The sequence below is a fragment of the Streptomyces sp. NPDC004610 genome (assembly GCF_040609715.1).
Classification (GTDB): domain Bacteria; phylum Actinomycetota; class Actinomycetes; order Streptomycetales; family Streptomycetaceae; genus Streptomyces.
The window spans coordinates 107,066-130,195 of sequence record NZ_JBEXLA010000024.1 but is presented as its reverse complement, the minus strand read 5'-3'; the positions used below and the strand labels follow the sequence as shown (position 1 = coordinate 130,195).

Genomic DNA, 23,130 nt, shown 5'->3' with positions numbered 1-23,130 from the left:
TGCACACCCCCCGTTCCCGACGGATGCGCCCAAGTGGTGGGCGGCGCGGACCTGTGCGCCACTGGTACCACCAATGGGTGGCCCGAGGAGGGGAATGTGACGAGCACAGCGGAGCCGCAGCCGCAGTCGCCGCGGCCGGGAATGGAACCGGCCCACCCCGAGCATCTCGCGCATGTCATCTTCATCGCCGCCGCCGCGGCCATGGGCGGTTTCCTCTTCGGCTACGACAGCTCCGTCATCAATGGCGCGGTCGAGGCCATCCGGGACCGCTACGACATCGGCTCGGCCGCGCTCGCCCAGGTGATCGCCATCGCGCTGATCGGCTGTGCCATCGGTGCCGCCACCGCCGGGCGGATCGCCGACCGGATCGGCCGTATCCGCTGTATGCAGATCGCGTCCGTGCTGTTCACCATCAGCGCGGTCGGTTCCGCGCTGCCCTTCGCGCTCTACGACCTGGCCTTCTGGCGGATCGTCGGCGGCTTCGCCATCGGGATGGCCTCGGTCATCGGACCGGCCTATATCGCCGAGGTCTCGCCGCCCGCCTACCGGGGCCGGCTCGGCTCCTTCCAGCAGGCCGCGATCGTCGTCGGCATCGCGGTGTCGCAGCTCGTCAACTGGGGGCTGCTGCACGCGGCCGGCGGCAATCAGCGCGGGAAACTGCTGGGCCTGGAGGTCTGGCAGGTGATGCTGGGCGTGATGGTCGTCCCGGCGGTGCTGTACGGGCTGCTGTCGCTGGCGATCCCGGAGTCGCCGCGCTTTCTGCTCTCGGTCGGCAAGCGGGAGCGGGCCAGGAAGATCCTCGCCGAGGTCGAGGGCGACCACCCCGGTCTGGACGCCCGGGTGGACGAGATCGAACAGGCCATGAAGCGCGAGCACAAGTCGGTGTTCAAGGACCTGCTGGGCGGGTCCTTCTTCTTCCAGCGGATCGTCTGGATCGGTATCGGACTGTCGGTCTTCCAGCAGTTCGTCGGCATCAATGTGGCCTTCTACTACTCGGCGACCCTGTGGCAGTCGGTCGGCATCGACCCGACGGACTCGTTCTTCTACTCCTTCACCACCTCGATCGTGAACATCATCGGCACCGTCATCGCCATGATCTTCGTGGACCGCATCGGACGCAGACCGCTCGCGCTGATCGGCTCCACGGGGATGGCGATCGCCCTCGCCCTGGAGGCATGGGCCTTCTCCGCGCCCCTGGTCGACGGCAAGCTCCCGTCCACCGAGGGCACGGTGGCGCTGATCGCCGCCCATGTCTTCGTGCTGTTCTTCGCCCTGTCCTGGGGCGTGGTCGTCTGGGTCTTCCTCGGCGAGATGTTCCCGAACCGCATCCGCGCCGCCGCGCTCGGGGTGGCCGCCTCCGCCCAGTGGATCGCCAACTGGGCCATCACCGCGAGCTTCCCGTCACTGGCCGACTGGAATCTGTCGGCGACCTATGTGATCTACGCCTGCTTCGCCACCCTCTCCATCCCGTTCGTGCTGCTGTTCGTGAAGGAGACGAAGGGCAAGACTCTGGAGGAGATGGGCTGAGACCACCCGCCCCCGGCCCTACCCGCCGGTGCGGCGCCGGGCGCGACGAGGCTGAGGCGTACGACCGAGACGGGCATGGGCTGGGCGTCCCTTCGCCCGGAGGAGGCAGCGCGCGGGAAGGCAGCGCGAGGGGAGGCAGCGCGCGGGCGGTCGGCTGACGATATGTCAGGCATCCAGCACCGCACCCCCCACCGCCGGCTTCGGCAGAAGCGCGTACAGCAGGCCGGAGACGACGATGGTGGCGGTCCAGCCGAGGCCGTACGCGCCGATCGGGTTGCCGGTGGCGAAGGGGCCGGTGAACCAGTCGGACCGGGTGAACAGCAGGCCCGTGACCAGGCCCAGCGCCCAGGCGGTGACCGCGGCCGGGCTGAAGCCGCCCCGGTACCAGTAGGCGCTGGTGCGGCCGGTGTCGAGCAGGGCCACGGGATCGTAGGAGGTGCGGCGGAGCATGTCCGCGCCGAAGACGCCGGCCCAGGCCGAGAAGGCGACCGCCAGCAGGGAGAGGAAGGCGATGAACGAGCCGAGGAAGCTGGTCGCGGCCAGCATCAGGACCGCGCCGAGGACCAGGGAGATCACGGCGTTCACCGAGACGGCCCAGGGGCGCGACACGCGGAAGCCCAGGGTCTGGGCGGTGAACCCGGCCGAATACATCGACATGGAGTTGATCAGCACCATCCCGGCCAGCGCCATCAGCAGATACGGCACCGCCAGCCACAGCGGCAGGATCTCCCCCAGGAACGCCACCGGGTCCGCCGCCGACGCCAGATCCGGGGTGCCCGTCGCCATCACCGCGCCCATCAGCACCAGCGGCAGCACGACGATCCCCGCGCCGGTGACCGAGTGGCGCACGATCGCCGCCGAGGACGCCGTACGGGGCAGATAGCGGGTGAAGTCGGGGGAGGTCGGGGCCCAGCTGATGCCGCCCGCCGCGACCAGGCCGACGCCGGTGATCATCGCGGCGGTGGAGCCCGCCCGCCTGCCGAAGACCTCCGCCCAGTCCGTCTCCACCACCAGATGGCCCAGCACCAGCACCGAGAAGGCGCCGAACAGCCAGGCCGCCCAGGTGGTGCCCCGCTGCACCGCCCCGATGCCGGACCCGGAGATCGCGAAGGTCGCCACGACGAACAGCACCAGGGTCACCACGACCAGCGGGGTCGTCCGGCGCACCCCGAACAGGATGTCCAGCACCGCGAGCAGCGCGTAGGAGCCGGTCACCGCGTTGATGGTCTCCCAGCCCCAGCGCGCGACCCAGATCAGCGCCCCCGGCAGCAGATTCCCCCGCTGCCCGAACACCGCCCGTGACAGCGCCATCCCCGGCGCCCCGCCCCGCTTGCCCGCGATCCCGATCAGCCCGACCAGCCCGAACGCCAGCAGGGGCGCGGCCAGCCCCACGGCCAGCGCCTGCCAGAAGTTCAGCCCGTAGGTGACGGACAGGCTCGCGCCGATGGTCAGCAGCAGCACGGTGAGGTTGGCGGCGACCCAGGTCGAGAAGAGCCGCCCGGTCCGCGCGGTGCGCTCGGCGTCCGGGACGGGCTCGATGCCCCGGGTCTCCAGGCGGTGGGCGGACGCGGGCCGGGAGTGCTCACGGTGAGTGGCGAGACGCATGAGCAGTCATCGTACGTTGGTCCGGTTATGGGCGGAAATGCTGCGATGTCGAGCGGGGAGGCCGCCGTAGGGGTTCCGGCGCGGGGCCATGGCCGATACTGGTCGGGTTATGGATACCGTCATCCTTGCCGTAGTCATCGCCGTGGTCGTGCTCGCCGCGCTCGGCGGGCTGGTCGTCGGCAGCCGGCGCCGCAGGCCGCTGCCCCCGCCGCCCACGAAGCCCGACCTCACCGCCCCTCCGGCCGAGCCGCATGTCGGCGACGAGGCCGAGACCCCGCGGGACGAACCCCGCCGCACGATCGAGGAGGTGGACCTCCCCGGCGGCGCGGCCCCGCCCACCGTCGAGGAACCCCCCGCCGAGGAACTCCCGGCCGTCGAGATCGAGGTGCCGGAACCCACCGCGGGCCGCCTGGTGCGGCTGCGCGCCCGGCTCTCCCGCTCCCAGAACGCGCTCGGCAAGGGCCTGCTCGCCCTGCTCTCGCGCGAGCATCTGGACGAGGACACCTGGGAGGAGATCGAGGACATCCTGCTCACCGCCGATGTCGGCGTGCAGCCCACCCAGGAGCTGGTCGAACGGCTGCGCGAGCGAGTCAAGGTGCTCGGCACCCGCACCCCCGGCGAGCTGCGCACCCTGCTGCGTGAGGAACTGCTCACCCTGGTCGGCCCCGAGCTGGACCGGGCGGTGAAGACCGAGCCCGAGACCGGCGGGCCCGGCGTCGTGATGGTCGTCGGGGTCAACGGCACCGGTAAGACCACCACCACCGGCAAGCTCGCGCGGGTGCTGATCGCCGACGGGCAGAGCGTGGTGCTGGGCGCCGCGGACACCTTCCGGGCCGCCGCCGCCGACCAGCTCCAGACCTGGGGCGAGCGGGTCGGCGCCCACACCGTGCGCGGACCCGAGGCCGGCGACCCTGCCTCCGTGGCCTTCGACGCGGTCAAGGAGGGCAAGGAGATGGGGGCCGATGTCGTCCTCATCGACACCGCCGGGCGACTGCACACCAAGACCGGGCTGATGGACGAGCTGGGCAAGGTCAAGCGGGTGATCGAGAAGCAGGCCCCGCTGGACGAGGTGCTTCTCGTGCTGGACGCCACCACCGGGCAGAACGGCCTGGTCCAGGCCCGGGTCTTCGCCGAGGTCGTCGACATCACCGGCATCGTGCTGACCAAGCTCGACGGGACCGCCAAGGGCGGCATCGTCGTCGCCGTCCAGCGGGAGCTGGGCGTCCCGGTCAAGCTGGTCGGGCTCGGCGAGGGCGCCGACGATCTGGCCCCCTTCGAGCCGGAGGCGTTCGTTGACGCCCTTATCGGGGAGTGACGTCGGCGCCACCGCGCACGCACGGATCACGAAAGCGCCCGTTTCCCGGGAGGGGGAGCGGGCGCTTCGGTCTGACAGAGGACCCCACAGAGGACTCCAGGGTCTAACCCCAGGGGCTAGGTCCGGGAGCGATGGGCCACGTACGCCAGGGTCCCCAGCAGCAGGCGGGCCGTGGGCGGCCGGGTCGCGGTGTCGAGTTCGGGGGTGCGCAGCCAGTGGACCGGGCCGAGGCCGGCGCGGTCGGAGGGCGGGGCGGTGAGGTGGTCGCCGCGGCCGAGGGCGCGCACATCGAGCCGGGGGTCGTCCCAGCCCATGCGGTAGAGCAGGGTGGGGAGTTCGGCGGCGGCGCCGGGGGCGACGAAGAACTGGGCGCGGCCGTCGGGGGTGAGGGCGACCGGGCCCAGCGGAAGCCCCATCCGCTCCAGCCGGACCAGCGCGCGGCGCCCGACCGGCTCCGCCACCTCCAGGACGTCGAACGCCCGCCCGACCGGCAGCATGACCGCGGCGCCGGGGAACCGGCCCCAGGCCTCGGTCACCTCGTCCAGCGTGGCACCGGCGGGCACCTCGGGTGCGAAGTCCAGCGGATGCGCCCCCGGGGCGGGGCAGTCGGTACGGCCGCAGGAGCACAGGCCCTGGGCCGCTCGGGCGCCCGGCACCACGGCCCAGCCCCACAGTCCGGTGTACTCGGCCACGGCGGTGCAGTCCGAGGCCCGGCCGCGACGGCGGGCGCCGCCCCGGATATCGCGAATGCTCCGGCTGGTGCCGATCGTGAAGCCCATGCCTCCTCCAACGCTCCCCACATACCGGGGGTTACGGAACGAATGCGGAACGTGACCGCCCATCGTTCCCGCTTCCCACATACCGGGGGTTACGGAACGAATGCGGAACGTGACCGCCCATCGTTCCCGCTTCCCACTGCCGCCCGATCCAGGCAGCGGCTTGAAGCGCGAGGGGTGGTGCACCGAACTCCGCGCGCCCTTTTGTGCATCGCTCCGTCAATTCGCGCCTGGTCTATGTCAAGTGAATCGTGTGAAGGCGATCGTGAGTTCATTCGAAGGGGTGGCGAATGGTGGCGTTTCCGGGATCGCCATGGCCGGGCCAGTGATCGTAGGATTACTTTGAGTGCGCGACGGTCGGAGGCACATGCCCTAGTGGGTATGCCGGAGGCAAGACGCTTCTCCGTTCGAAGGGTGACAATCGCCGGACGCGCGGCCGGGTTGACGGGCAATCTGATAGGGCTTGGCGCAGCAGGGCGACAGGCGGTCGGAGGAATGGGGGGCGTTCCAGTGGGCGGCAACGGCGCAGGCGGGACGAACGCCGAGAAACGTCCCAACGAGCTGCTGAACTCCTGGTTCGTACGCAGCGGTTGGTCCAAGGGCGAGCTGGCCCGCCAGGTCAACCGGCGGGCCCGGCAGCTGGGCGCCAACCACATCTCCACCGACACCTCCCGGGTGCGCCGCTGGCTGGACGGCGAGAACCCGCGCGAGCCGATCCCCAGAATCCTCTCCGAGCTGTTCTCCGAGCGCTTCGGCTGTGTCGTCTCCATCGAGGACCTCGGTCTGCGCACGGCCCGCCAGGCCCCCTCGACCGCGGGCGTCGACCTCCCCTGGACGGCCCCGCAGACCATCGCCCTGCTCGGCGAGTACTCCCGCAGCGATCTGATGCTCGCCCGGCGCGGCTTCCTCGGCACCTCCCTCGCGCTGTCCGCGGGACCCACCCTCATCGAGCCCATGCAGCGCTGGCTGGTGCCCACCCCCGCCGCCCAGCCGCCCGACCCCGAGCCGTCCTCCGCCGACCGCACCCGCAACAAGCTCTCCGGGCCCGAGCTGGAGCTGCTGGAGTCCACCACGGTCATGTTCCGCCGCTGGGACGCCCAGTGCGGCGGCGGCCTGCGCCGCAAAGCCGTCGTCGGCCAGCTCCACGAGGTCACCGACCTGCTCCAGGAACCCCACCCCCGGGCCACCACCCGGCGGCTGTTCAAGGTCGCCGCCGAACTCGCCGAACTGGCGGGCTGGATGAGCTACGACGTGGGTCTCCAGCCCACCGCCCAGAAGTACTTCGTCCTCGCCCTGCACGCCGCCAAGGAGGCCGGGGACCGCCCCCTCGGCTCGTACATCCTCTCCAGCATGAGCCGTCAGATGATCCACCTCGGACGCCCCGAGGACGCGCTCGAACTGATCCATCTCGCCCAGTACGGCAGCCGCGACTGCGCGAGCCCGCGCACCCAGTCCATGCTGTATGCGATGGAGGCCCGCGCCTACGCCACCATGGGCCAGCCCGGCAAGTGCAAACGCGCGGTGCGCATGGCCGAGGACACCTTCGCCGACGCCGACGACTGGGACGAGCCGGACCCCGACTGGATCCGCTTCTTCTCCGAGGCCGAGCTGTACGGCGAGAACTCCCACTCCTTCCGCGACCTCGCCTATGTCGCCGGGCGCAGCCCCGCCTACGCCTCCCTCGCCGAACCCCTGATGCGCCGGGCCGTCGACCTCTTCGCCGTCGACGACGAGCACCAGCGGTCGTACGCGCTCAATCTGATCGGGATGGCCAGCGTGCATCTGCTGCGCCGGGAGCCCGAGCAGAGCACGGTCCTCGCCGAGCAGGCCATGCGGGTCGCCGCCAAGGTCCGCTCCGAGCGGGTCAACACCCGTATCCGCAAGACCGTCGACACCGCCAACCGCGAGTACGGCGATCTCGCCGAGGTCGTCGACCTCACCGGCAAACTCGCCGTCGAGCTCCCGGAGGCCGCCGAGGCGGTCTGACCCGGCGCGGGGACCGCCCCGCACACCCCGAGCCCCGGCCGCGGCCGGCCCTCCCGAACTGCCCGACTCGGCTCCCCCATGCCAGGTCATCGGAAGGCCGTCCGCGGCCGGTTTCCGTGCGCCCGCGACGGCCCCCGCGACCGCCCCCGCGAGGGAGATCGACCCAAGGTTGCGTCACCATAACGATCGCCCCGGCGGGCAGCCGCCAATTCATCGAGGCGTAACACGCGCGGTGCCTTCGTCACCGCCGCGAAACAACGCGGGGCCTCCACCGAAACCGCGCTGCGCCAATCTCTTGGCCCATCGACCGGCCCAGACCTTCAGCCCGCTCAGGCTTCGCCCGCACGGGGCCGTATCCAACGACGAGGAGACGCCGATGACAGAATTGTCGGCCGCGAACACAGGTTTCATGCTCATCTGTTCCGCCCTGGTGATGCTCATGACCCCGGGCCTGGCCTTCTTCTACGGCGGCATGGTCAGGGTCAAGAGCACCCTGAACATGCTGATGATGAGCTTCATCAGCCTCGGCATCGTCACCATCCTGTGGGTGCTGTACGGCTTCTCCATCGCGTTCGGCACGGACAGCGGCGGCCTCATCGGCTGGTCGTCCGACTACGTGGGCCTCACCGGTGTCGGCATCGGTGACCTGTGGGACGGCTACACCATCCCGGTCTATGTCTTCGCCGTCTTCCAGCTGATGTTCGCGATCATCACCCCCGCCCTGATCAGCGGCGCCCTCGCGGACCGGGTGAAGTTCAGCGCCTGGGCGCTGTTCATCACCCTGTGGGCCACGATCGTGTACTTCCCGGTCGCCCACTGGGTCTGGGGCGCCGGAGGCTGGGCCTTCGAGCTGGGCGTGATCGACTTCGCCGGTGGTACCGCCGTCCACATCAACGCCGGTGCCGCCGCCCTCGGTGTCATCCTCGTCATCGGCAAGCGCATCGGCTTCAAGCGCGACCCCATGCGCCCGCACAGCCTGCCGCTGGTCATGCTCGGCGCCGGTCTGCTGTGGTTCGGCTGGTTCGGCTTCAACGCCGGTTCCTGGCTCGGCAACGACGACGGCGTCGGCTCCCTGATGTTCATCAACACCCAGATCGCCACCGCCGCCGCCATGCTCGCCTGGCTGATCTACGAGAAGATCCGGCACGGCGCCTTCACCACCCTCGGTGCCGCCTCCGGCGCGGTCGCCGGTCTGGTCGCCATCACCCCGGCGGGCGGCGCGGTCGACCCGCTCGGCGCCATCGCGGTCGGCGCCATCGCCGGCCTCCTGTGCGCCATGGCCGTCGGCCTGAAGTACAAGTTCGGCTACGACGACTCCCTGGACGTCGTCGGTGTCCACCTGGTCGGCGGTATCGCCGGGTCGCTGCTCATCGGGTTCTTCGCCAGCGGCGAGGGCCAGTCCGAGGTGGCCGGGCTGTTCTACGGCGGTGGCCTCGACCAGTTCTGGAAGCAGTGCGCCGGTGTCTTCGCGGTGCTGGCCTACTCCCTGGTGGTCTCCGCGCTCCTCGCCTTCGTCCTGGACAAGACGATCGGCATGCGGGTGAGCGAGGATGACGAGGTCGGGGGTATCGACCAGGTCGAACACGCCGAGACCGCATACGACTTCAGCGGTGCCGGCGGCGGAGCCGTCCGTACGACCGCCACCGCCGCCGCCCCCGCGGACCAGGCCGCATCCAAGAAGGTGGACGCATGAAGCTCATCACGGCAGTCGTCAAGCCGCACCGGCTGGACGAGATCAAGGAGGCGCTCCAGGCGTTCGGGGTGCACGGCCTGACCGTCACCGAGGCCAGCGGCTACGGCCGCCAGCGCGGCCACACCGAGGTCTACCGGGGCGCCGAGTACACCGTCGACCTGGTGCCGAAGATCCGCATCGAGGTCCTCGCCGAGGACGATGACGCCGAACAGCTCATCGACGTCATCGTCAAGGCCGCCCGGACCGGCAAGATCGGTGATGGCAAGGTCTGGTCGCTGCCCGTCGAGACGGCCGTCCGGGTCCGCACCGGAGAGCGCGGGCCGGACGCGCTCTGACCGGCAGGGCCCCGACCGACCGGGCCCTGGACAGACAGAAAGAACAGGAGTCGCCGGGTGACGAGTACGGATGTACGGCAGGAAGCAGAGGACTCGGGACCCGGCGGCTACGCGGCGGCCCGGCTGCGCCTCCTCACCGAGGGGGTGCGGTCCGGGCCGCCGCGCCGTTCCGCCCTCTCCGGGCTCACGGACACCTGGCTCGCCGGGCTCTTCGGGGCCGCCGCGGGCCCCCTGCGCGGGGTGTCCCTGATCGCCGTCGGCGGCTACGGCCGCGGCGAACTCTCCCCGAGATCCGATCTCGATCTGGTCCTGCTGCACGACGGCACCGACCCCGCCGCCGTCGCCGCCCTCGCCGACCGCGTCTGGTACCCGGTCTGGGACCTCGGCATCGCCCTCGACCACTCCGTGCGCACCCCCGCCGAGGCCCGCAGGACCGCCGCCGAGGACCTCAAGGTCCAGCTCGGCCTGCTGGACGCCCGCCATCTCGCCGGAGACCTCGGCCTCACCGCCGCCCTGCGCACCACCGTCCTCGCCGACTGGCGCAACCAGGCGCCCAAGCGCCTCCCCGAACTCCAGGAGCTGTGCGCCGAGCGCGCCACCCGCCAGGGCGAACTGCAGTACCTCCTCGAACCCGACCTCAAGGAGGCCCGCGGCGGACTTCGCGACGCCACCACCCTGCGCGCGGTCGCCGCCTCCTGGCTGGCCGACGCCCCCCGCGAGGGCCTGGACGACGCCCGGCGCCGCCTCCTCGACGTCCGTGACGCCCTCCACCTCGCCACCGGCCGCGCCACCGACCGCCTCGCCCTCCAGGAACAGGACCAGGTCGCCGCCGAACTCGGCCTCCTCGACGCCGACACTCTGCTCCGCCAGGTCTACGAGGCCGCCCGGGTCATCTCCTACGCCAGCGATGTCACCTGGCGGGAAGTGGGCCGGGTCCTGCGCTCCCGGGCCGGACGGCCCCGGCTGCGGGCCCTGCTCGGCGGTGGCCCCAAGCCGGTCGCCGAGCGCTCCCCGCTGGCCGAGGGCGTCGTCGAGCAGGACGGCGAGGTGGTGCTCGCCCGCGCCGCCCGCCCCGAACGCGACCCGGTCCTCCCGCTGCGCGCCGCCGCTGCCGCCGCCCAGGCCGGGCTCCCGCTCTCCCTGCACGCCGTCCGGCGCATGGCCGGTACCGCGCGCCCCCTGCCCACGCCCTGGCCCGCCGAGGCCCGCGAACAGCTCGTCACCCTGCTCGGCTCCGGCCGCCCCACCGTCGAGGTCTGGGAGGCGCTGGAGGCCGAGGGCCTGATCACCCGGCTGCTGCCGGACTGGGAGCGGGTGCGCTGCCGCCCGCAGCGCAACGCCGTGCACATCTGGACCGTCGACCGGCATCTCATCGAGACCGCCGTCCGCGCCTCCGAGTTCGCCCGCCGGGTCAGCCGCCCGGACCTGCTGCTGGTCGCCGCCCTGCTGCACGACATCGGCAAGGGCTGGCCCGGCGACCACTCGGTGGCCGGGGAGATCATCGCCAAGGACGTCGCCGCCCGGATCGGCTTCGACCGCGACGACGTCGCCGTCCTGGCCGCCCTGGTCCGCCACCATCTGCTGCTCATCGACACCGCGACCCGGCGCGACCTGGAGGACCCGGCCACCGTACGGGCGGTCGCCGAGGCCGTCGGCACCGAGGGCACCCTGGAACTGCTGCACGCCCTCACCGAGGCCGACGCCCTCGCCACCGGCCCCGCCGCCTGGTCGTCCTGGCGCGGCTCCCTGGTCGCCGACCTGGTCAAACGGGTCTCGGCGGTGCTCGCCGGGGAGGTGTCCGAGAACGCCCCGGAGACCGCCGCGCCCACCGCCGAGCAGGAACGGCTCGCGATCGAGTCGGTGGCCACCGGCGGACCCGTGCTCGCCCTGCGCGCCCAGACCGAGCCCCCGGTGGAGGCCGAGGAGGCGCCCACCGGCGACCCCGAGCCGCTCGGCGTCGAACTCGTCATCGCCGTACCCGACCAGCCCGGGGTGCTGCCCGCCGTCGCCGGGGTGCTCTCCCTGCACCGGCTCACCGTCCGCACCGCAGAGCTGCGCACCCTGGAGCTGCCGGACGGCGTCGAGGGCTCGGTGCTGCTGCTGGACTGGCGGGTCGCCGCCCAGTACGGCTCCCTGCCGCAGGCCGCCCGGCTCCGCGCCGACCTGGTCCGCGCGCTGGACGGCTCCCTGGACATCGCCGGCCGCCTCGCCGAGCGCGACGCCGCCTACCCGCGCCGCCGGGGGGTGATCGCACCGCCGCCCCGGGTGACCGTCGCCCCGGCCGCCTCCCGGCACGCCACGGTCATCGAGGTCCGCGCCCAGGACGCCCCCGGCCTGCTGTTCCGGATCGGCGCCGCCCTGGAGAAGGCGGGGGTACGGGTGCGCAGCGCCCATGTCTCCACGCTGGGCTCGAACGCGGTGGACGCCTTCTATGTGACCTCGGGGACGGGCCTGCCGTTGGCCACCGAGGAGGCCACCTCGGTGGCCAAGGCACTGGAGGAGACCCTGCGGGCCCACTGAGCGCCCGCGCCCACGGGGCCCGGGGAGGCGACCGTGCCGTCTCCCCGCCCTCCCGGGATACCCTGGAGGGCGATTCCACCGCCAGCCCCCGACCGCGAGGACCGACGCCGCCGTGTTCGATACTCTCTCCGATCGCCTCTCAGCAACCTTCAAGAACCTGCGGGGCAAGGGGCGCCTCAGCGAGGCGGACATCGACGCCACGGCGCGGGAGATCCGGATCGCGCTCCTCGAAGCGGACGTGGCCCTCCCCGTCGTCCGTACGTTCATCAAGAACGTCAAGGAGCGGGCGCTCGGGGCCGATGTCTCCAAGGCGCTGAACCCCGCCCAGCAGGTTCTGAAGATCGTCAATGACGAACTGGTGCAGATCCTCGGCGGCGAGACCCGGCGGCTCCGCTTCGCCAAGCAGCCGCCGACGGTCATCATGCTGGCCGGTCTCCAGGGTGCCGGTAAGACCACCCTCGCGGGCAAGCTCGGCAAGTGGCTCAAGGAGCAGGGGCACTCCCCGCTGCTGGTCGCCTGCGACCTCCAGCGCCCCAACGCGGTGAACCAGCTCAGCGTGGTCGCCGAGCGCGCCGGTGTCGCGGTCTACGCCCCCGAGCCGGGCAACGGCGTCGGTGACCCGGTCAAGGTCGCCAAGGACTCCATCGAGTACGCCAAGAGCCGGGTCCACGACATCGTGGTGGTGGACACCGCCGGCCGTCTCGGCATCGACCAGGAGATGATGCGGCAGGCCGCGGACATCCGCGACGCCGTCTCCCCGGACGAGATCCTCTTCGTCGTCGACGCGATGATCGGCCAGGACGCGGTCAACACCGCCGAGTCGTTCCGCGACGGCGTCGGCTTCGACGGGGTGGTCCTCTCCAAGCTCGACGGCGACGCCCGCGGCGGCGCGGCGCTGTCCATCCGGCAGATCACCGGCAAGCCGATCATGTTCGCGTCGAACGGCGAGAAGCTGGACGACTTCGACGCGTTCCACCCGGACCGGATGGCCTCCCGGATCCTCGACATGGGTGACCTGCTCACCCTGATCGAGCAGGCCGAGAAGACGTTCGACCAGGCCGAAGCCCAGAAGATGGCCGAGAAGCTGGCCTCCAAGAAGGGCCAGGACTTCACCCTGGACGACTTCCTGGCCCAGATGGAGCAGGTCAGGAAGATGGGCTCCATCTCCAAGCTGCTCGGCATGCTCCCCGGCATGGGCCAGATCAAGGACCAGATCAACAACCTGGACGAGCGGGACGTCGACCGTACGGCGGCCATCATCAAGTCGATGACCCCGGCCGAGCGCCAGGAACCGACGATCATCAACGGCTCCCGCCGCGCCCGCATCGCCAAGGGCTCCGGGGTCGAGGTCAGCGCGGTGAAGAACCTGGTGGAGCGGTTCTTCGAGGCCCGCAAGATGATGAGCCGGATGGCCCAGGGCGGCGGGATGCCCGGGATGCCGGGCGTGCCGGGCATGGGCGGCGGTCCGGGCCGCACCAAGAAGAAGCAGAAGACGGCCAAGGGCAAGCAGCGCTCCGGCAACCCGATGAAGCGCAAGCAGCAGGAGCAGGAGGCCGCCGCCCGCCGCGAGGCCGCCGCACAGGCCGGGGGCGCCTTCGGGCTCCCGGGACAGCAGGCGGGCCAGGACTTCGAGCTGCCGGACGAGTTCAAGAAGTTCATGGGCTGAGCCCTCAACTCTCAGGGATCAGCCGTGAGCCCTGAGCCCTCGGCCCTGAGCCCTGAGCCCTGAGCCCAGGGTTTGGCCCGGCGGCCCCGGAGCCGTCAGGGCATCCGGGCGATCAGATAGCGGAAGACATTCGGCATCCACACCGTGCCATCGGGACGCCGGTACGGGTGGAGGGCCTCGCCGAGTTCCTTGTCGACCCGCTCCCGCCCGGCCGCCGCGACGGCGGTGTCGAGGAACCCGGTGGAGTGCAGTCCGCGCAGGGCGCTGGCGGCATCGGCGTAGCCGAACGGGCAGGCGACCCGCCCGGACCCGTCGGGCCGCAGACCGGCCCGCGCGGCGGCCTCCTCCAGATCGTCCCGGCGTGCCGGACGCCAGCCACCACCGCCCCCCGACGACCCGACGGCCCGCAGCACCCCGGCCGTCGCACACCGCTCGGGCGGCCCCCACCCGGTCAGCACCACCGGTGTCCCGCGTGGGACCACCGCCCGCGCCGCGCCGAGGGCGTCCGCCAGCCCCTCACCGTCCCCCGCCAGACACCCGACCGGCTCGAACGCGGTCACCAGGGTGTACGGCTCGGCGGAGCGCGGGACGGCCTCCAGGAGGCGGGCGCCGGTCCGGGTGCGGGGGTTCCACGGGCTCGGGAGCAGGCGCTCGCGCGCGAGGGCCAGGCGTTCGGGGAAGGCCGGTTCCGTGCCGGTGACGGCGGCGCCCCGGGAGGCCGCGCCGAGCAGGGCCAGCCCGCTGCCGCAGCCGAGGCCGAGCAGCCGGGTGCCGGGGCCCACGTCCAGTCGCTCGTAGACGGCCTCGTGGAGCGGGACCAGCATCCGCTCCTGGATCTCCGCCCAGTCACGCGCGCGTGCGCCGAGGTCCACACGCGGGACCGGGCCGGTGTGAGGCGGGTGCTGTCGCACGAGCGTGGAAGTCATCTATTGCGCCCCATTTCGCCATTCGTTGACTCGCTGCTGAATCGTTGCTGCCGCGCTGTTCGCCGAAGGGGGTGGTGACGGGTGCCCGGGTTCGGGTGCCGGTGCCGATGTCGTCGTACCGGGCAGGGGCCCCGGGAGGCCGGTGCTGTCCGGTCCCCGGACGGGAGGTACGGGGTCGTGCGGGGGCTTCCGGTGCGGGCCCCGTGGCGTGCGTTCCGCATCGCTCCCGTAAGCCAGGTAACTCCGGGCACGCGACGGCGTCCAGGGGTCGGCGGCCCCGGCTTGCCCCGCACCCGGCCACCTGGCGAGATTTCACGTCCCGGAAACCTGGGACGTACGCGGCCCGTCATCCGCGCGGCGACTGGCCGGAACCCGCCGGGCGGCCGGTGGGCCGGAGGGGAGGGCCGGGCGCGCGGAGGCGGTGAGTCCGTTCCGGCCAAGGTCGGCAGGGGGAAGCGCCCCGCGCGCGGGAGCGTCGTAACGCCTCCGGACGGTCCCGGCGGGCGGTGTCATGGGCGGACGCCGGACGCGGTAACGTCGGGGCGTCATGGGCGCCGGCCGGGACGGGTCCCGCGCGCCGGACAGGCGGGCCGAAACGCCCCTTGCGCATCGCGCGGCACGGGAAACCCCCTGCCTACACGCGACTCCGTAGCGTGGACTACGCACCGGCTTGGTAGGGACTGCGAGGCTTCTCCGCAGATCAGCGCACCCGTACTCGTCGGGACGCATCAGCGGCAACTGACGGGTACGTGCAAATTATTTGGGATGCCCGGAATAGGAACACAGCGCAACCCCGGCTCGTTGTCATTACGTGAGCACGACACCACCTGTTCTCGCCGCAGAGCTGGCGCAGGCGTGGGCCGATATTCAGCGGTACCACCCCGAGCTGCCCGATCTAGCCGCGCCCGAGTCCCTGATCGGAGAGTCCTCGTCCGCCTGCGGGCATGAGCTCTCCTTCGAGCGACTGCTCCATGAGGCAGTCCATGGCATCGCCGCCGCGCGCGGCGTCCGCGACACATCCCGCGCCGGTCGGTACCACAACCGCAGATTCCTCGCGATCGCCGAGGAAATGGGTCTGGACCACCCCGAGGAGCCCCATCCCAGCAGCGGATTCTCACTGGTCACGCTGAATCCCGAGGCCAAGCGCCGGTACCGCCCGACCATCGAGCGGCTCCAGCGCGCGCTGAAGGCGCACACCGTGGCGACCGCCTCCGACACCACCCGTTCCTTCCGCGGCCCGGCCGCCCGGCACGGCTCGTCCGGCGGCGGGGTGCGGGTCAAGGCGGTGTGCGACTGCGGGCGCAATGTGCGCGTGGTCCCCTCCGTCCTGGCCCAGGCGCCGATCATGTGCGGCGGCTGCGGGAAGCCGTTCCGGATCCCCGAGGTGGTGGGCGCGGGCGCGGCGGGCTAGCTCCCGGCATTTCGTGGATGCCGGGCGCCTGCCGCCGTGTACCGCACCCCCGAGGGGCGCGAGGAGTACCCGACCCGTATGGGTCGCCCCCTCCGCCCCGGCGGGGTCCCGCGCGGCCGGGGTGGGCGCGGGGTGCCGATCGGCGCCCGGCGCCCCTCAGCCATGCCCCGCCGTGGCCCGGGCCCGACCGCCGGTCGGGCCGGTCGGAGCCGTGTGGCACAATGGCTAGCTGTACTCGACAGTCGCACAGGACCCCTCTCTCCTCCGGCTGACGCGTCCATCGGGCACTCGGGTACCGCAACCCCACGCGGCAATTCTCGCCGTGCCCCATCACGTCAAATCCAGGAGAACCCACTCCCGTGGCAGTCAAGATCAAGCTGAAGCGTCTGGGCAAGATCCGTTCGCCTCACTACCGCATCGTCGTCGCCGACTCCCGCACCCGCCGTGACGGCCGTGCGATCGAGGAGATCGGCAAGTACCACCCGACGTACCACCCGTCGGTCATCGAGGTCGACGCCGACCGTGTGGCGTACTGGCTCGGTGTCGGTGCCCAGCCGACCGAGCCCGTGCTCGCCATCCTGAAGAAGACCGGCGACTGGCAGAAGTTCAAGGGCGAGCCCGCCCCGGCGCCGCTGCTGGTCGCCGAGCCCAAGTCGACCCGCCCGTCGTTCGAGGCGCTCGGCGGCGAGGACGAGGGCAAGGGTGAGGCGATCACCCAGAAGAAGAAGGCGGAGAAGAAGGACGAGGCCGCCGCCGAGTCCGAGTCGGCCGGGGCCTGAGCAGCATGCTCGAAGAGGCGCTTGAGCACCTCGTGAAGGGCATCGTCGACAACCCCGACGATGTGCAGGTCGCCTCGCGCAACCTGCGCCGCGGGCGTGTGCTGGAGGTCCGGGTCCACCCCGACGACCTCGGCAAGGTGATCGGCCGCAACGGCCGCACCGCGCGCGCTCTGCGTACCGTCGTGGGCGCCATCGGCGGACGCGGTGTCCGGGTCGACCTCGTCGACGTGGACCACATCCGCTGACGTCAGTGAGCTGACGCCGAGTTCGCTGCGTTCGCCGAAGAAACACCGGCTCGGGCCGGGGAGGGCCGTCCGGCCGTCCCCGGCCCGTAGTCGTGGAGCAGCCGGACAGACGGAACGGCCGGCGCAGCAGGAATCCAGGAACGTGACAGGAGATCCAGCACCGTGCAGCTCGTAGTCGCCCGGATCGGCCGCGCCCATGGCATCAAGGGCGAGGTCACCGTGGAGGTACGCACCGACGAACCGGAACTGCGGCTCGCGCCCGGTGCCGTACTGGCCACCGACCCGGCCGCCACCGGACCGCTGACCATCGAGACCGGCCGGGTGCACAGCGGCCGGCTGCTGCTGCGCTTCGAGGGCGTCCGCGACCGCACCGGCGCCGAGGCCCTGCGCAACACCCTGCTCATCGCCGAGATCGACCCGGAGCAGCTGCCCGAGGACGAGGACGAGTACTACGACCACCAGCTGATGGACCTGGATGTGGTCACCGCCGACGGCACCCCGGTCGGCCGGATCACCGAGATCTCCCATCTGCCGTCCCAGGACCTGTTCATCGTGGAGCGCCCGGACGGCACCGAGGTGATGATCCCGTTCGTCACGGAGATCGTCACCGAGATCGACCTGGAGGAGCAGCGGGCCGTCATCGACCCGCCGCCGGGGCTGATCGACGACCGCGCGGAGACCGCCTCCACCCGGGACGACCAGCCGGACGGCGAGCGCGACGGCGGCGACGCCTGATGCGGCTCGACGTCGTCACGATCTTCCCCGAGTACCTGGAACCGCTGAACGTCTCCCTGATGGGCAAGGCCCGCGCGCGGGGGCGCCTCGACGTCCGGGTGCACGATCTGCGGACCTGGGCCCACGACCGGCACAACACCGTCGACGACACGCCCTACGGCGGCGGTCCCGGCATGGTGATGAAGACCGGGCCCTGGGGCGACGCCCTCGACACGGTCCTCGCCGACGGCTACGAGACCGGCTCGGGCGCGCCCGCGCTGATCGTGCCCACGCCCAGCGGACGCCCCTTCACCCAGGAACTCGCCGTCGAACTCTCCGAGCGGCCCTGGCTGATCTTCACCCCGGCCCGCTACGAGGGCATCGACCGGCGTGTCGTGGACGAGTACGCGACCCGGATGCCGGTCTACGAGGTGTCCATCGGCGACTACGTCCTGGCCGGCGGGGAGGCCGCCGTACTCGTCGTCACGGAGGCCGTGGCGCGGCTGCTGCCCGGGGTGCTCGGCAACGCCGAGTCGCACCGGGACGACTCCTTCGCGCCCGGCGCCATGGCGAACCTGCTGGAAGGGCCCGTCTACACCAAGCCGCCCGAGTGGCGCGGCCGGGACATCCCCGAGGTGCTGCTCAGCGGGCACCACGGCCGGATCGCCCGCTGGCGCCGGGACGAGGCGCTGCGCCGGACCACGGCCCACCGGCCCGATCTGATCGAGCGCTGCGACCCGAAGGCGTTCGACAAGAAGGACCGCGAGATGCTCTCCATCCTGGGCTGGTCACCCGACCCGGAGGGCGAGCCCCACGGCCGATTTTGGCGCAGGACCGACGGCGTGGAAGAATAGGCGGCTGTTGTGCGCCCGTCCGGCGTGCGCCCCTGCCGCAGGGGGACACGACGCCCGCCCCGACCCGCACGGCCTCCTCAGGAAAACCCTAGTTTCCGTTGATGACCTGTGGCATCAGCGAGGAAAGCAGACGAACATGTCTCACCTGCTCGACTCCGTCGACTCCGCGTCGCTGCGCAGCGACGTCCCCGCCTTCCGTCCGGGCGACACGGTCAACGTGCACGTCCGCGTCATCGAGGGCAACCGCTCCCGTGTGCAGCAGTTCAAGGGCGTCGTGATCCGCCGCCAGGGTTCGGGCGTGCGCGAGACCTTCACGGTCCGCAAGGTCTCCTTCTCCGTCGGCGTCGAGCGCACCTTCCCGGTGCACACCCCGATCGTGGAGAAGATCGAGCTGGTCACCCGTGGTGACGTTCGCCGCGCCAAGCTGTACTACCTGCGGGATCTGCGCGGCAAGGCCGCCAAGATCAAGGAGAAGCGCGAGAACTGAGCGCGCCGAGGCGTCCACGGCCGGGCCGGATAGCATCTGGCCCCGATGGACACCGAAGCACAGCACACGGAGCGCGACCGCTCCTCCCGCCCCTCCGACTCCGGGACCACCACCCCGGACACCGAGGGACCGGAGGAACGGTCGCGTTTCGCGTTGCCCGCCCGCCGACGCCGGACCCCCGCCCCCGAGGGCCCCCTCCGCCCCGTCCACACCGGTCTGTCGTACTGGCTGCCCGGCGGCCGGATCAGCCTCACCCTGCTGATCTGCCTGGTGTTCCTGCTGCTCCTGAACACGTTCGTGGTACGGCCGTTCGAAATTCCCAGCGGATCCATGACGCAGGGATTGAGGATCGGCGACCGCGTTCTCGTAAACAAGTTGGCGTACCGTTTCGGTGCCGGGCCGGAGCGCGGGGACATCGTCGTGTTCGACGGCACGGAGTACTTCGGGGACGCGGACTACATCAAGCGCGTCGTGGGCGTGGGCGGGGACCGCGTGGTCTGCTGCGACACGGAGGGGAGGATCGAGGTGAACGGCCGGCCGGTCGACGAGTCCGGGTTCCTGCACCCCGGTGACAGCGCCTCCTCGGTGCCCTTCGACGTGGTCGTGCCCGGCGGACGGCTGTTCCTCCTCGGCGACCACCGCAGCGCCTCCAGCGACTCCCGGGACCGGCTGGGCTCGCCGGGCGGCGGCATGGTGCCCGTGGACCGGGTCATCGGCCGGGCCGACTGGATCGCCTGGCCCGCCGGCCACTGGACCCGGATCACCCGCCCCGACGCCTACGCGGGCGTACCCGCGCCGGACGGTGCCCATGGGTAACCGCGGCAAACCGCGCGGGGTGCCCAGCGGTCCCGCCGACAATCTGCTGCCCACCGGAACCCGCCGGACCGCCGCCCCGGGTGCCGGGCGGACCCGCGCGGAGCGGCGCAGGCTCCAGCGCAAGGTCAAGCGGCGCCGTCGCCGGTCGGCCATCAAGGAGATCCCGCTCCTCGCCGGGGTCGCCGTGCTGATAGCCCTGGTGCTGAAGACGTTCCTGGTGCAGGCGTTCGTGATCCCGTCCGGCTCCATGGAGCAGACCATCCAGGTCGGCGACCGGGTGCTGGTGGACAAGCTCACCCCCTGGTTCGGCTCCCGGCCGCAGCGCGGGGACGTCGTGGTGTTCAAGGACCCCGGTGGCTGGCTCCAGGAGGAGCAGGCGGCCCAGCCGGAGGACGACCCGATCGTCGTCAAGCAGGTCAAGGACCTCCTCACCTTCATCGGCCTGCTGCCCTCCGACGACGAGAAAGACCTCATCAAACGGGTCGTCGGGGTCGGCGGCGACCAGGTGCGGTGCTGTGACGCGCAGGGCCGGGTCACCGTCAACGGCCTCCCGCTGACCGAGGGCGACTATCTGTTTCCGGGGAACGCACCCTCCGAAACGCAGTTCGACATCACCGTCCCCGAGGGGCGGCTGTGGGTGATGGGCGACCACCGCTCCAACTCCGCCGACTCCCGCGCCCACCAGGACACCGACTACGGCGGCACGGTCTCCGAGGACGAGGTGGTGGGCCGTGCCATGGTCATCGCCTGGCCGTTCAACCACTGGTCGGCCCTGGAGGAACCGAAAACGTACGCATCCTTGACCGACTCCGTACCGGGGACGACCGCCGGTCCACCGCTGTCGCATAGGGTTGCCTCCTACGATCCGAAAGCAATCCAGCTCCCGACCCCTGCGGAACTCCCGCTCGTTATGGGAGTGGTGGGCCTGCGCCGCGCATGGGGCAGGCGGCGGCACAGAGTGAGGAGTTGGCGTGGGGGATGTGGCGGTTGGCGCACGGTCCGGACACGACGGCGAGGAGCACCGCGGACGTCCCGTGGAAGCGTCCGCCCAGGCCGACAGCGGCGCCGTGACCTCCGGGAATGAGGACGGCGCGGGCGCGCAGCAGCCGCCCGGCCCCGCGGGCCCGGAGGGTCCCGCAGGACCCCCGGCCGGCGACCGGGAGGCGGACGGGATGCCCCCGGCACCCCGCAAGCCCCGGTCGTTCTGGAAGGAACTGCCGATCCTGATCGGTATCGCGCTGGTGCTGGCGCTGCTGATCAAGACCTTCCTGGTGCAGGCGTTCTCGATCCCCTCCGACTCGATGCAGAACACCCTCCAGCGGGGTGACCGGGTGCTGGTGGACAAGCTCACCCCCTGGTTCGGCTCCGAGCCGGAGCGCGGCGAGGTCATCGTCTTCCACGACCCGGACAACTGGCTGGCCGGTGAGCCGACCGCCGATCCGAACGCCCTCCAGACCTTCCTCAGCTGGATCGGCCTGATGCCGTCCGCGGAGGAGAAGGACCTCATCAAGCGGGTCATCGGCGTCGGCGGCGACACCGTCTCGTGCCAGGGCACCGGCCCGGTCATGGTCAACGGCAAGGCGCTCGACGAGCCGTATGTGTACCCCGGGAACACCCCGTGCAGCATGGACGACCAGGGCGGCCAGTTCTCGGTCACGGTCCCCGACGGCTTTGTCTGGGTGATGGGCGACCACCGGCAGAACTCCCGGGACTCGCGCTACAACACCGCCGACCAGCACAAGGGCATGGTGCCGGTGGACGAGGTCGTCGGCCGGGCCATCGTCAAGGCGTGGCCCATCAACCGCTGGGGCACCCTGCCGGTTCCGGACACCTTCGACCAGCCGGGCCTCGACGACCGGACGCCCAGCGCCGCCGCCGGCCTGACGGCCGCGCCGGGCGCGCTGGCGCTGGCCGGGGTGGTGCCGGTGGTGTGGTGGCAGCGGCGCCGGCACGCTCCCGAGCCGACGCGCTGACCGCACGCCGATCGCCGCCGCGCCGACTGCGCCCGGCTCGCGCGCTGACCGGACGCTGACGCGCTGACCGTGCACCGCGCACACCGGCTGACCGGCCGCCGTCGACCCGCTGGCGCGGACACCGCGGTTTCGAGCTGTTGGACGGGGCCCTCGTGATCGTACGAGGGCCCCTTCGGTGTGCCGGGGACGGGCTGACCGGGGTCGGTACCGCCGGGTAGGGTGCGGGTCCATGGGTGGCGAGAGCACGACAGGTACGGCCCCGGGAGCGGGCGGGCGGACCGGGCAGGTGCTGTCCGGGCTGGCCGTGGCGCTGGGGCTGGTGCTGTTCCTCGGCGGGTTCGGCTGGGCGGCGGTGGTGTACCGGCCGTACACCGTGCCCACGGGGTCGATGGCACCGACGATCGGTGTCGGGGACCGGGTGCTCGCGGAGCGGGTCGACGGCGATGATGTGCGGCGGGGCGATGTCGTGGTGTTCAGGGACGACACCTGGGCGGACGCGCCGGTGCTCAAGCGGGTGGTGGCGATCGGCGGGGACACGGTGGCCTGCTGCACCGACGGAGAGCTGACCGTGAACGGGACGCGGATCGACGAACCGTATCTGCCCGGGGGCGAGGCCGCCGAGGTGGCGGACTTCCCGACCGTGACCGTGCCCGAGGGGCGGCTGTTCCTGCTCGGTGACGAACGGCACGGCTCGCTGGACTCCACGGCCCATCTGACGGACGCGGCGAGCGGCACGGTGGCCCGGGAGGCGGTGACCGCGCGGGTGGACGCCGTCGTCTGGCCCCTGGACGGGATGCTGGAGCGGCCGTCCGGGTTCGCGGAGCTGGGCGCGCTGTCGGATCCCGGGCCGCTGCGGATGATGGTCTTCCTGGCCGTGGGCGGGGCGGTGCTGGTGCTGGCGGGGGCGGCCTACGGGCCGGTGGCCAAGCGGCTGGCGGGGCGTACCGGGGCGGGGGCCGCGGGTGTCGGGTGAGACGGCTGCCGAGGACACCTACCGGGGTGGTCTGCGCCAGGTGGCGCGGGTGGTGCTGCTGGATCCGCAGGACCGGATCCTGCTGCTGCACGGCCATGAGCCGGACGATCCCGCCGACGACTGGTGGTTCACCCCGGGCGGGGGCGTGGAGGGCGACGAGACCCGGGAGCGGGCCGCGCTGCGGGAACTCGCCGAGGAGACCGGGGTCACGGAGGTCGTACTGGGGCCGGTGCTGTGGCGGCGCCGGTGCTCGTTCCCGTTCGCCGGGCGGCGCTGGGACCAGGACGAGTGGTACTACCTGGCACGGACGGAGCGGGCCGTGGCACCGGCCGGGCGCGAGGGGCTCGCCCTCACCGAGCTGGAGCGGCGCAGTGTGGCGGGGGCGAGGTGGTGGACGTGTCAGGAACTGACCCGCTCGCATGAGACGGTGTACCCGACCAGACTCGCCGGGCTGCTGCGCAGACTGCTCGACGAAGGGCCCCCGCCCAGCCCCGAGATCCTTGACACGGAAATCGTCTAGAGGCTCCCG

General features: G+C 71.9%; 21 protein-coding genes. 18 read left to right on the top strand and 3 right to left on the bottom strand.

The window, feature by feature from the left end; all coding sequences use genetic code 11:
• Positions 1–96: 96 nt before the first annotated feature.
• A complete protein-coding gene (locus ABZX40_RS25700; protein ID WP_355742424.1) occupies positions 97–1,527 on the top strand; it encodes a sugar porter family MFS transporter in 1,431 nt (476 codons plus the stop codon).
• Positions 1,528–1,692: 165 nt separating this feature from the next.
• On the opposite strand, the gene ABZX40_RS25695 is transcribed toward ABZX40_RS25700, so the two are convergent.
• Positions 1,693–3,132, bottom strand: a complete 1,440-nt coding sequence (locus ABZX40_RS25695; protein ID WP_355742427.1) for a cytosine permease — start codon at positions 3,130–3,132, stop codon at positions 1,693–1,695.
• A gap of 109 nt (positions 3,133–3,241) precedes the next feature.
• Here ABZX40_RS25695 and ftsY point away from each other — a divergent pair, with 109 nt between their 5' ends.
• The gene (gene ftsY, locus ABZX40_RS25690; protein WP_355742429.1) at positions 3,242–4,447 is read left to right on the top strand and encodes a signal recognition particle-docking protein FtsY; all 1,206 of its coding nucleotides are present in this window, start codon (positions 3,242–3,244) and stop codon (positions 4,445–4,447) included.
• A gap of 116 nt (positions 4,448–4,563) precedes the next feature.
• Here ftsY and ABZX40_RS25685 read toward each other — a convergent pair whose 3' ends face one another.
• Positions 4,564–5,226, bottom strand: coding sequence for a bifunctional DNA primase/polymerase (locus ABZX40_RS25685; protein ID WP_355742432.1), 663 nt, complete (start codon positions 5,224–5,226; stop codon positions 4,564–4,566).
• Between the two features lie 507 nt (positions 5,227–5,733).
• On the opposite strand from ABZX40_RS25685, the gene ABZX40_RS25680 reads away from it, so the two are divergent.
• From ABZX40_RS25680 to ffh, 5 genes are all read left to right on the top strand, one after another.
• The gene (locus ABZX40_RS25680; protein ID WP_355742695.1) at positions 5,734–7,209 is read left to right on the top strand and encodes a hypothetical protein; all 1,476 of its coding nucleotides are present in this window, start codon (positions 5,734–5,736) and stop codon (positions 7,207–7,209) included.
• Positions 7,210–7,585: 376 nt separating this feature from the next.
• Positions 7,586–8,902, top strand: coding sequence for an ammonium transporter (locus ABZX40_RS25675; RefSeq protein ID WP_355742435.1), 1,317 nt, complete (start codon positions 7,586–7,588; stop codon positions 8,900–8,902).
• Entirely contained in the window at positions 8,899–9,237 is a 339-nt protein-coding gene (locus ABZX40_RS25670) for a P-II family nitrogen regulator (protein ID WP_003997576.1), read from the top strand. Before ABZX40_RS25675 ends, ABZX40_RS25670 begins: the two co-directional genes overlap by 4 nt.
• A gap of 57 nt (positions 9,238–9,294) precedes the next feature.
• The gene (locus ABZX40_RS25665) at positions 9,295–11,757 is read left to right on the top strand and encodes a [protein-PII] uridylyltransferase (protein ID WP_355742438.1); all 2,463 of its coding nucleotides are present in this window, start codon (positions 9,295–9,297) and stop codon (positions 11,755–11,757) included.
• Positions 11,758–11,869: 112 nt separating this feature from the next.
• Positions 11,870–13,423, top strand: coding sequence for a signal recognition particle protein (ffh, locus tag ABZX40_RS25660; protein WP_355742441.1), 1,554 nt, complete (start codon positions 11,870–11,872; stop codon positions 13,421–13,423).
• A 95-nt stretch (positions 13,424–13,518) separates the two neighbouring features.
• Here ffh and ABZX40_RS25655 read toward each other — a convergent pair whose 3' ends face one another.
• Positions 13,519–14,349 (bottom strand): SAM-dependent methyltransferase, encoded by an 831-nt coding sequence (locus ABZX40_RS25655; protein ID WP_355742444.1) that lies wholly within the window; start codon positions 14,347–14,349, stop codon positions 13,519–13,521.
• Between the two features lie 811 nt (positions 14,350–15,160).
• Here ABZX40_RS25655 and ABZX40_RS25650 point away from each other — a divergent pair.
• The 11 genes from ABZX40_RS25650 (at position 15,161) to ABZX40_RS25600 (ending at position 23,121) form a co-directional block, all read left to right on the top strand.
• Positions 15,161–15,760: a hypothetical protein gene (locus ABZX40_RS25650; RefSeq protein WP_355742446.1), complete on the top strand. Its 600-nt coding sequence runs from the start codon at positions 15,161–15,163 to the stop codon at positions 15,758–15,760.
• Positions 15,761–16,119: 359 nt separating this feature from the next.
• Complete coding sequence (gene rpsP / locus ABZX40_RS25645) at positions 16,120–16,539, top strand: 30S ribosomal protein S16 (protein ID WP_355742449.1); 420 nt, start codon at positions 16,120–16,122, stop codon at positions 16,537–16,539.
• Between the two features lie 5 nt (positions 16,540–16,544).
• Complete coding sequence (locus ABZX40_RS25640) at positions 16,545–16,784, top strand: RNA-binding protein (protein WP_189926610.1); 240 nt, start codon at positions 16,545–16,547, stop codon at positions 16,782–16,784.
• 162 nt (positions 16,785–16,946) lie between these two features.
• Complete coding sequence (gene rimM / locus ABZX40_RS25635) at positions 16,947–17,519, top strand: ribosome maturation factor RimM (RefSeq protein ID WP_355742452.1); 573 nt, start codon at positions 16,947–16,949, stop codon at positions 17,517–17,519.
• Positions 17,519–18,352, top strand: a complete 834-nt coding sequence (gene trmD / locus ABZX40_RS25630; protein WP_355742454.1) for a tRNA (guanosine(37)-N1)-methyltransferase TrmD — start codon at positions 17,519–17,521, stop codon at positions 18,350–18,352. Before rimM ends, trmD begins: the two co-directional genes overlap by 1 nt.
• 136 nt (positions 18,353–18,488) lie before the next feature.
• Positions 18,489–18,839 (top strand): 50S ribosomal protein L19, encoded by a 351-nt coding sequence (rplS, locus tag ABZX40_RS25625; RefSeq protein ID WP_128380949.1) that lies wholly within the window; start codon positions 18,489–18,491, stop codon positions 18,837–18,839.
• Positions 18,840–18,884: 45 nt separating this feature from the next.
• Positions 18,885–19,655, top strand: a complete 771-nt coding sequence (gene lepB / locus ABZX40_RS25620) for a signal peptidase I (RefSeq protein ID WP_355742456.1) — start codon at positions 18,885–18,887, stop codon at positions 19,653–19,655.
• Positions 19,648–20,739, top strand: coding sequence for a signal peptidase I (gene lepB, locus ABZX40_RS25615; protein WP_355742458.1), 1,092 nt, complete (start codon positions 19,648–19,650; stop codon positions 20,737–20,739). The genes lepB (ABZX40_RS25620) and lepB (ABZX40_RS25615) overlap by 8 nt, the downstream gene beginning before the upstream one ends.
• Entirely contained in the window at positions 20,627–21,628 is a 1,002-nt protein-coding gene (gene lepB, locus ABZX40_RS25610; RefSeq protein WP_355742460.1) for a signal peptidase I, read from the top strand. The genes lepB (ABZX40_RS25615) and lepB (ABZX40_RS25610) overlap by 113 nt, the downstream gene beginning before the upstream one ends.
• 229 nt (positions 21,629–21,857) lie before the next feature.
• A complete protein-coding gene (lepB, locus tag ABZX40_RS25605) occupies positions 21,858–22,601 on the top strand; it encodes a signal peptidase I (protein ID WP_355742462.1) in 744 nt (247 codons plus the stop codon).
• Positions 22,591–23,121: an NUDIX hydrolase gene (locus ABZX40_RS25600; protein ID WP_355742465.1), complete on the top strand. Its 531-nt coding sequence runs from the start codon at positions 22,591–22,593 to the stop codon at positions 23,119–23,121. Before lepB (ABZX40_RS25605) ends, ABZX40_RS25600 begins: the two co-directional genes overlap by 11 nt.
• Positions 23,122–23,130: the final 9 nt, after the last annotated feature.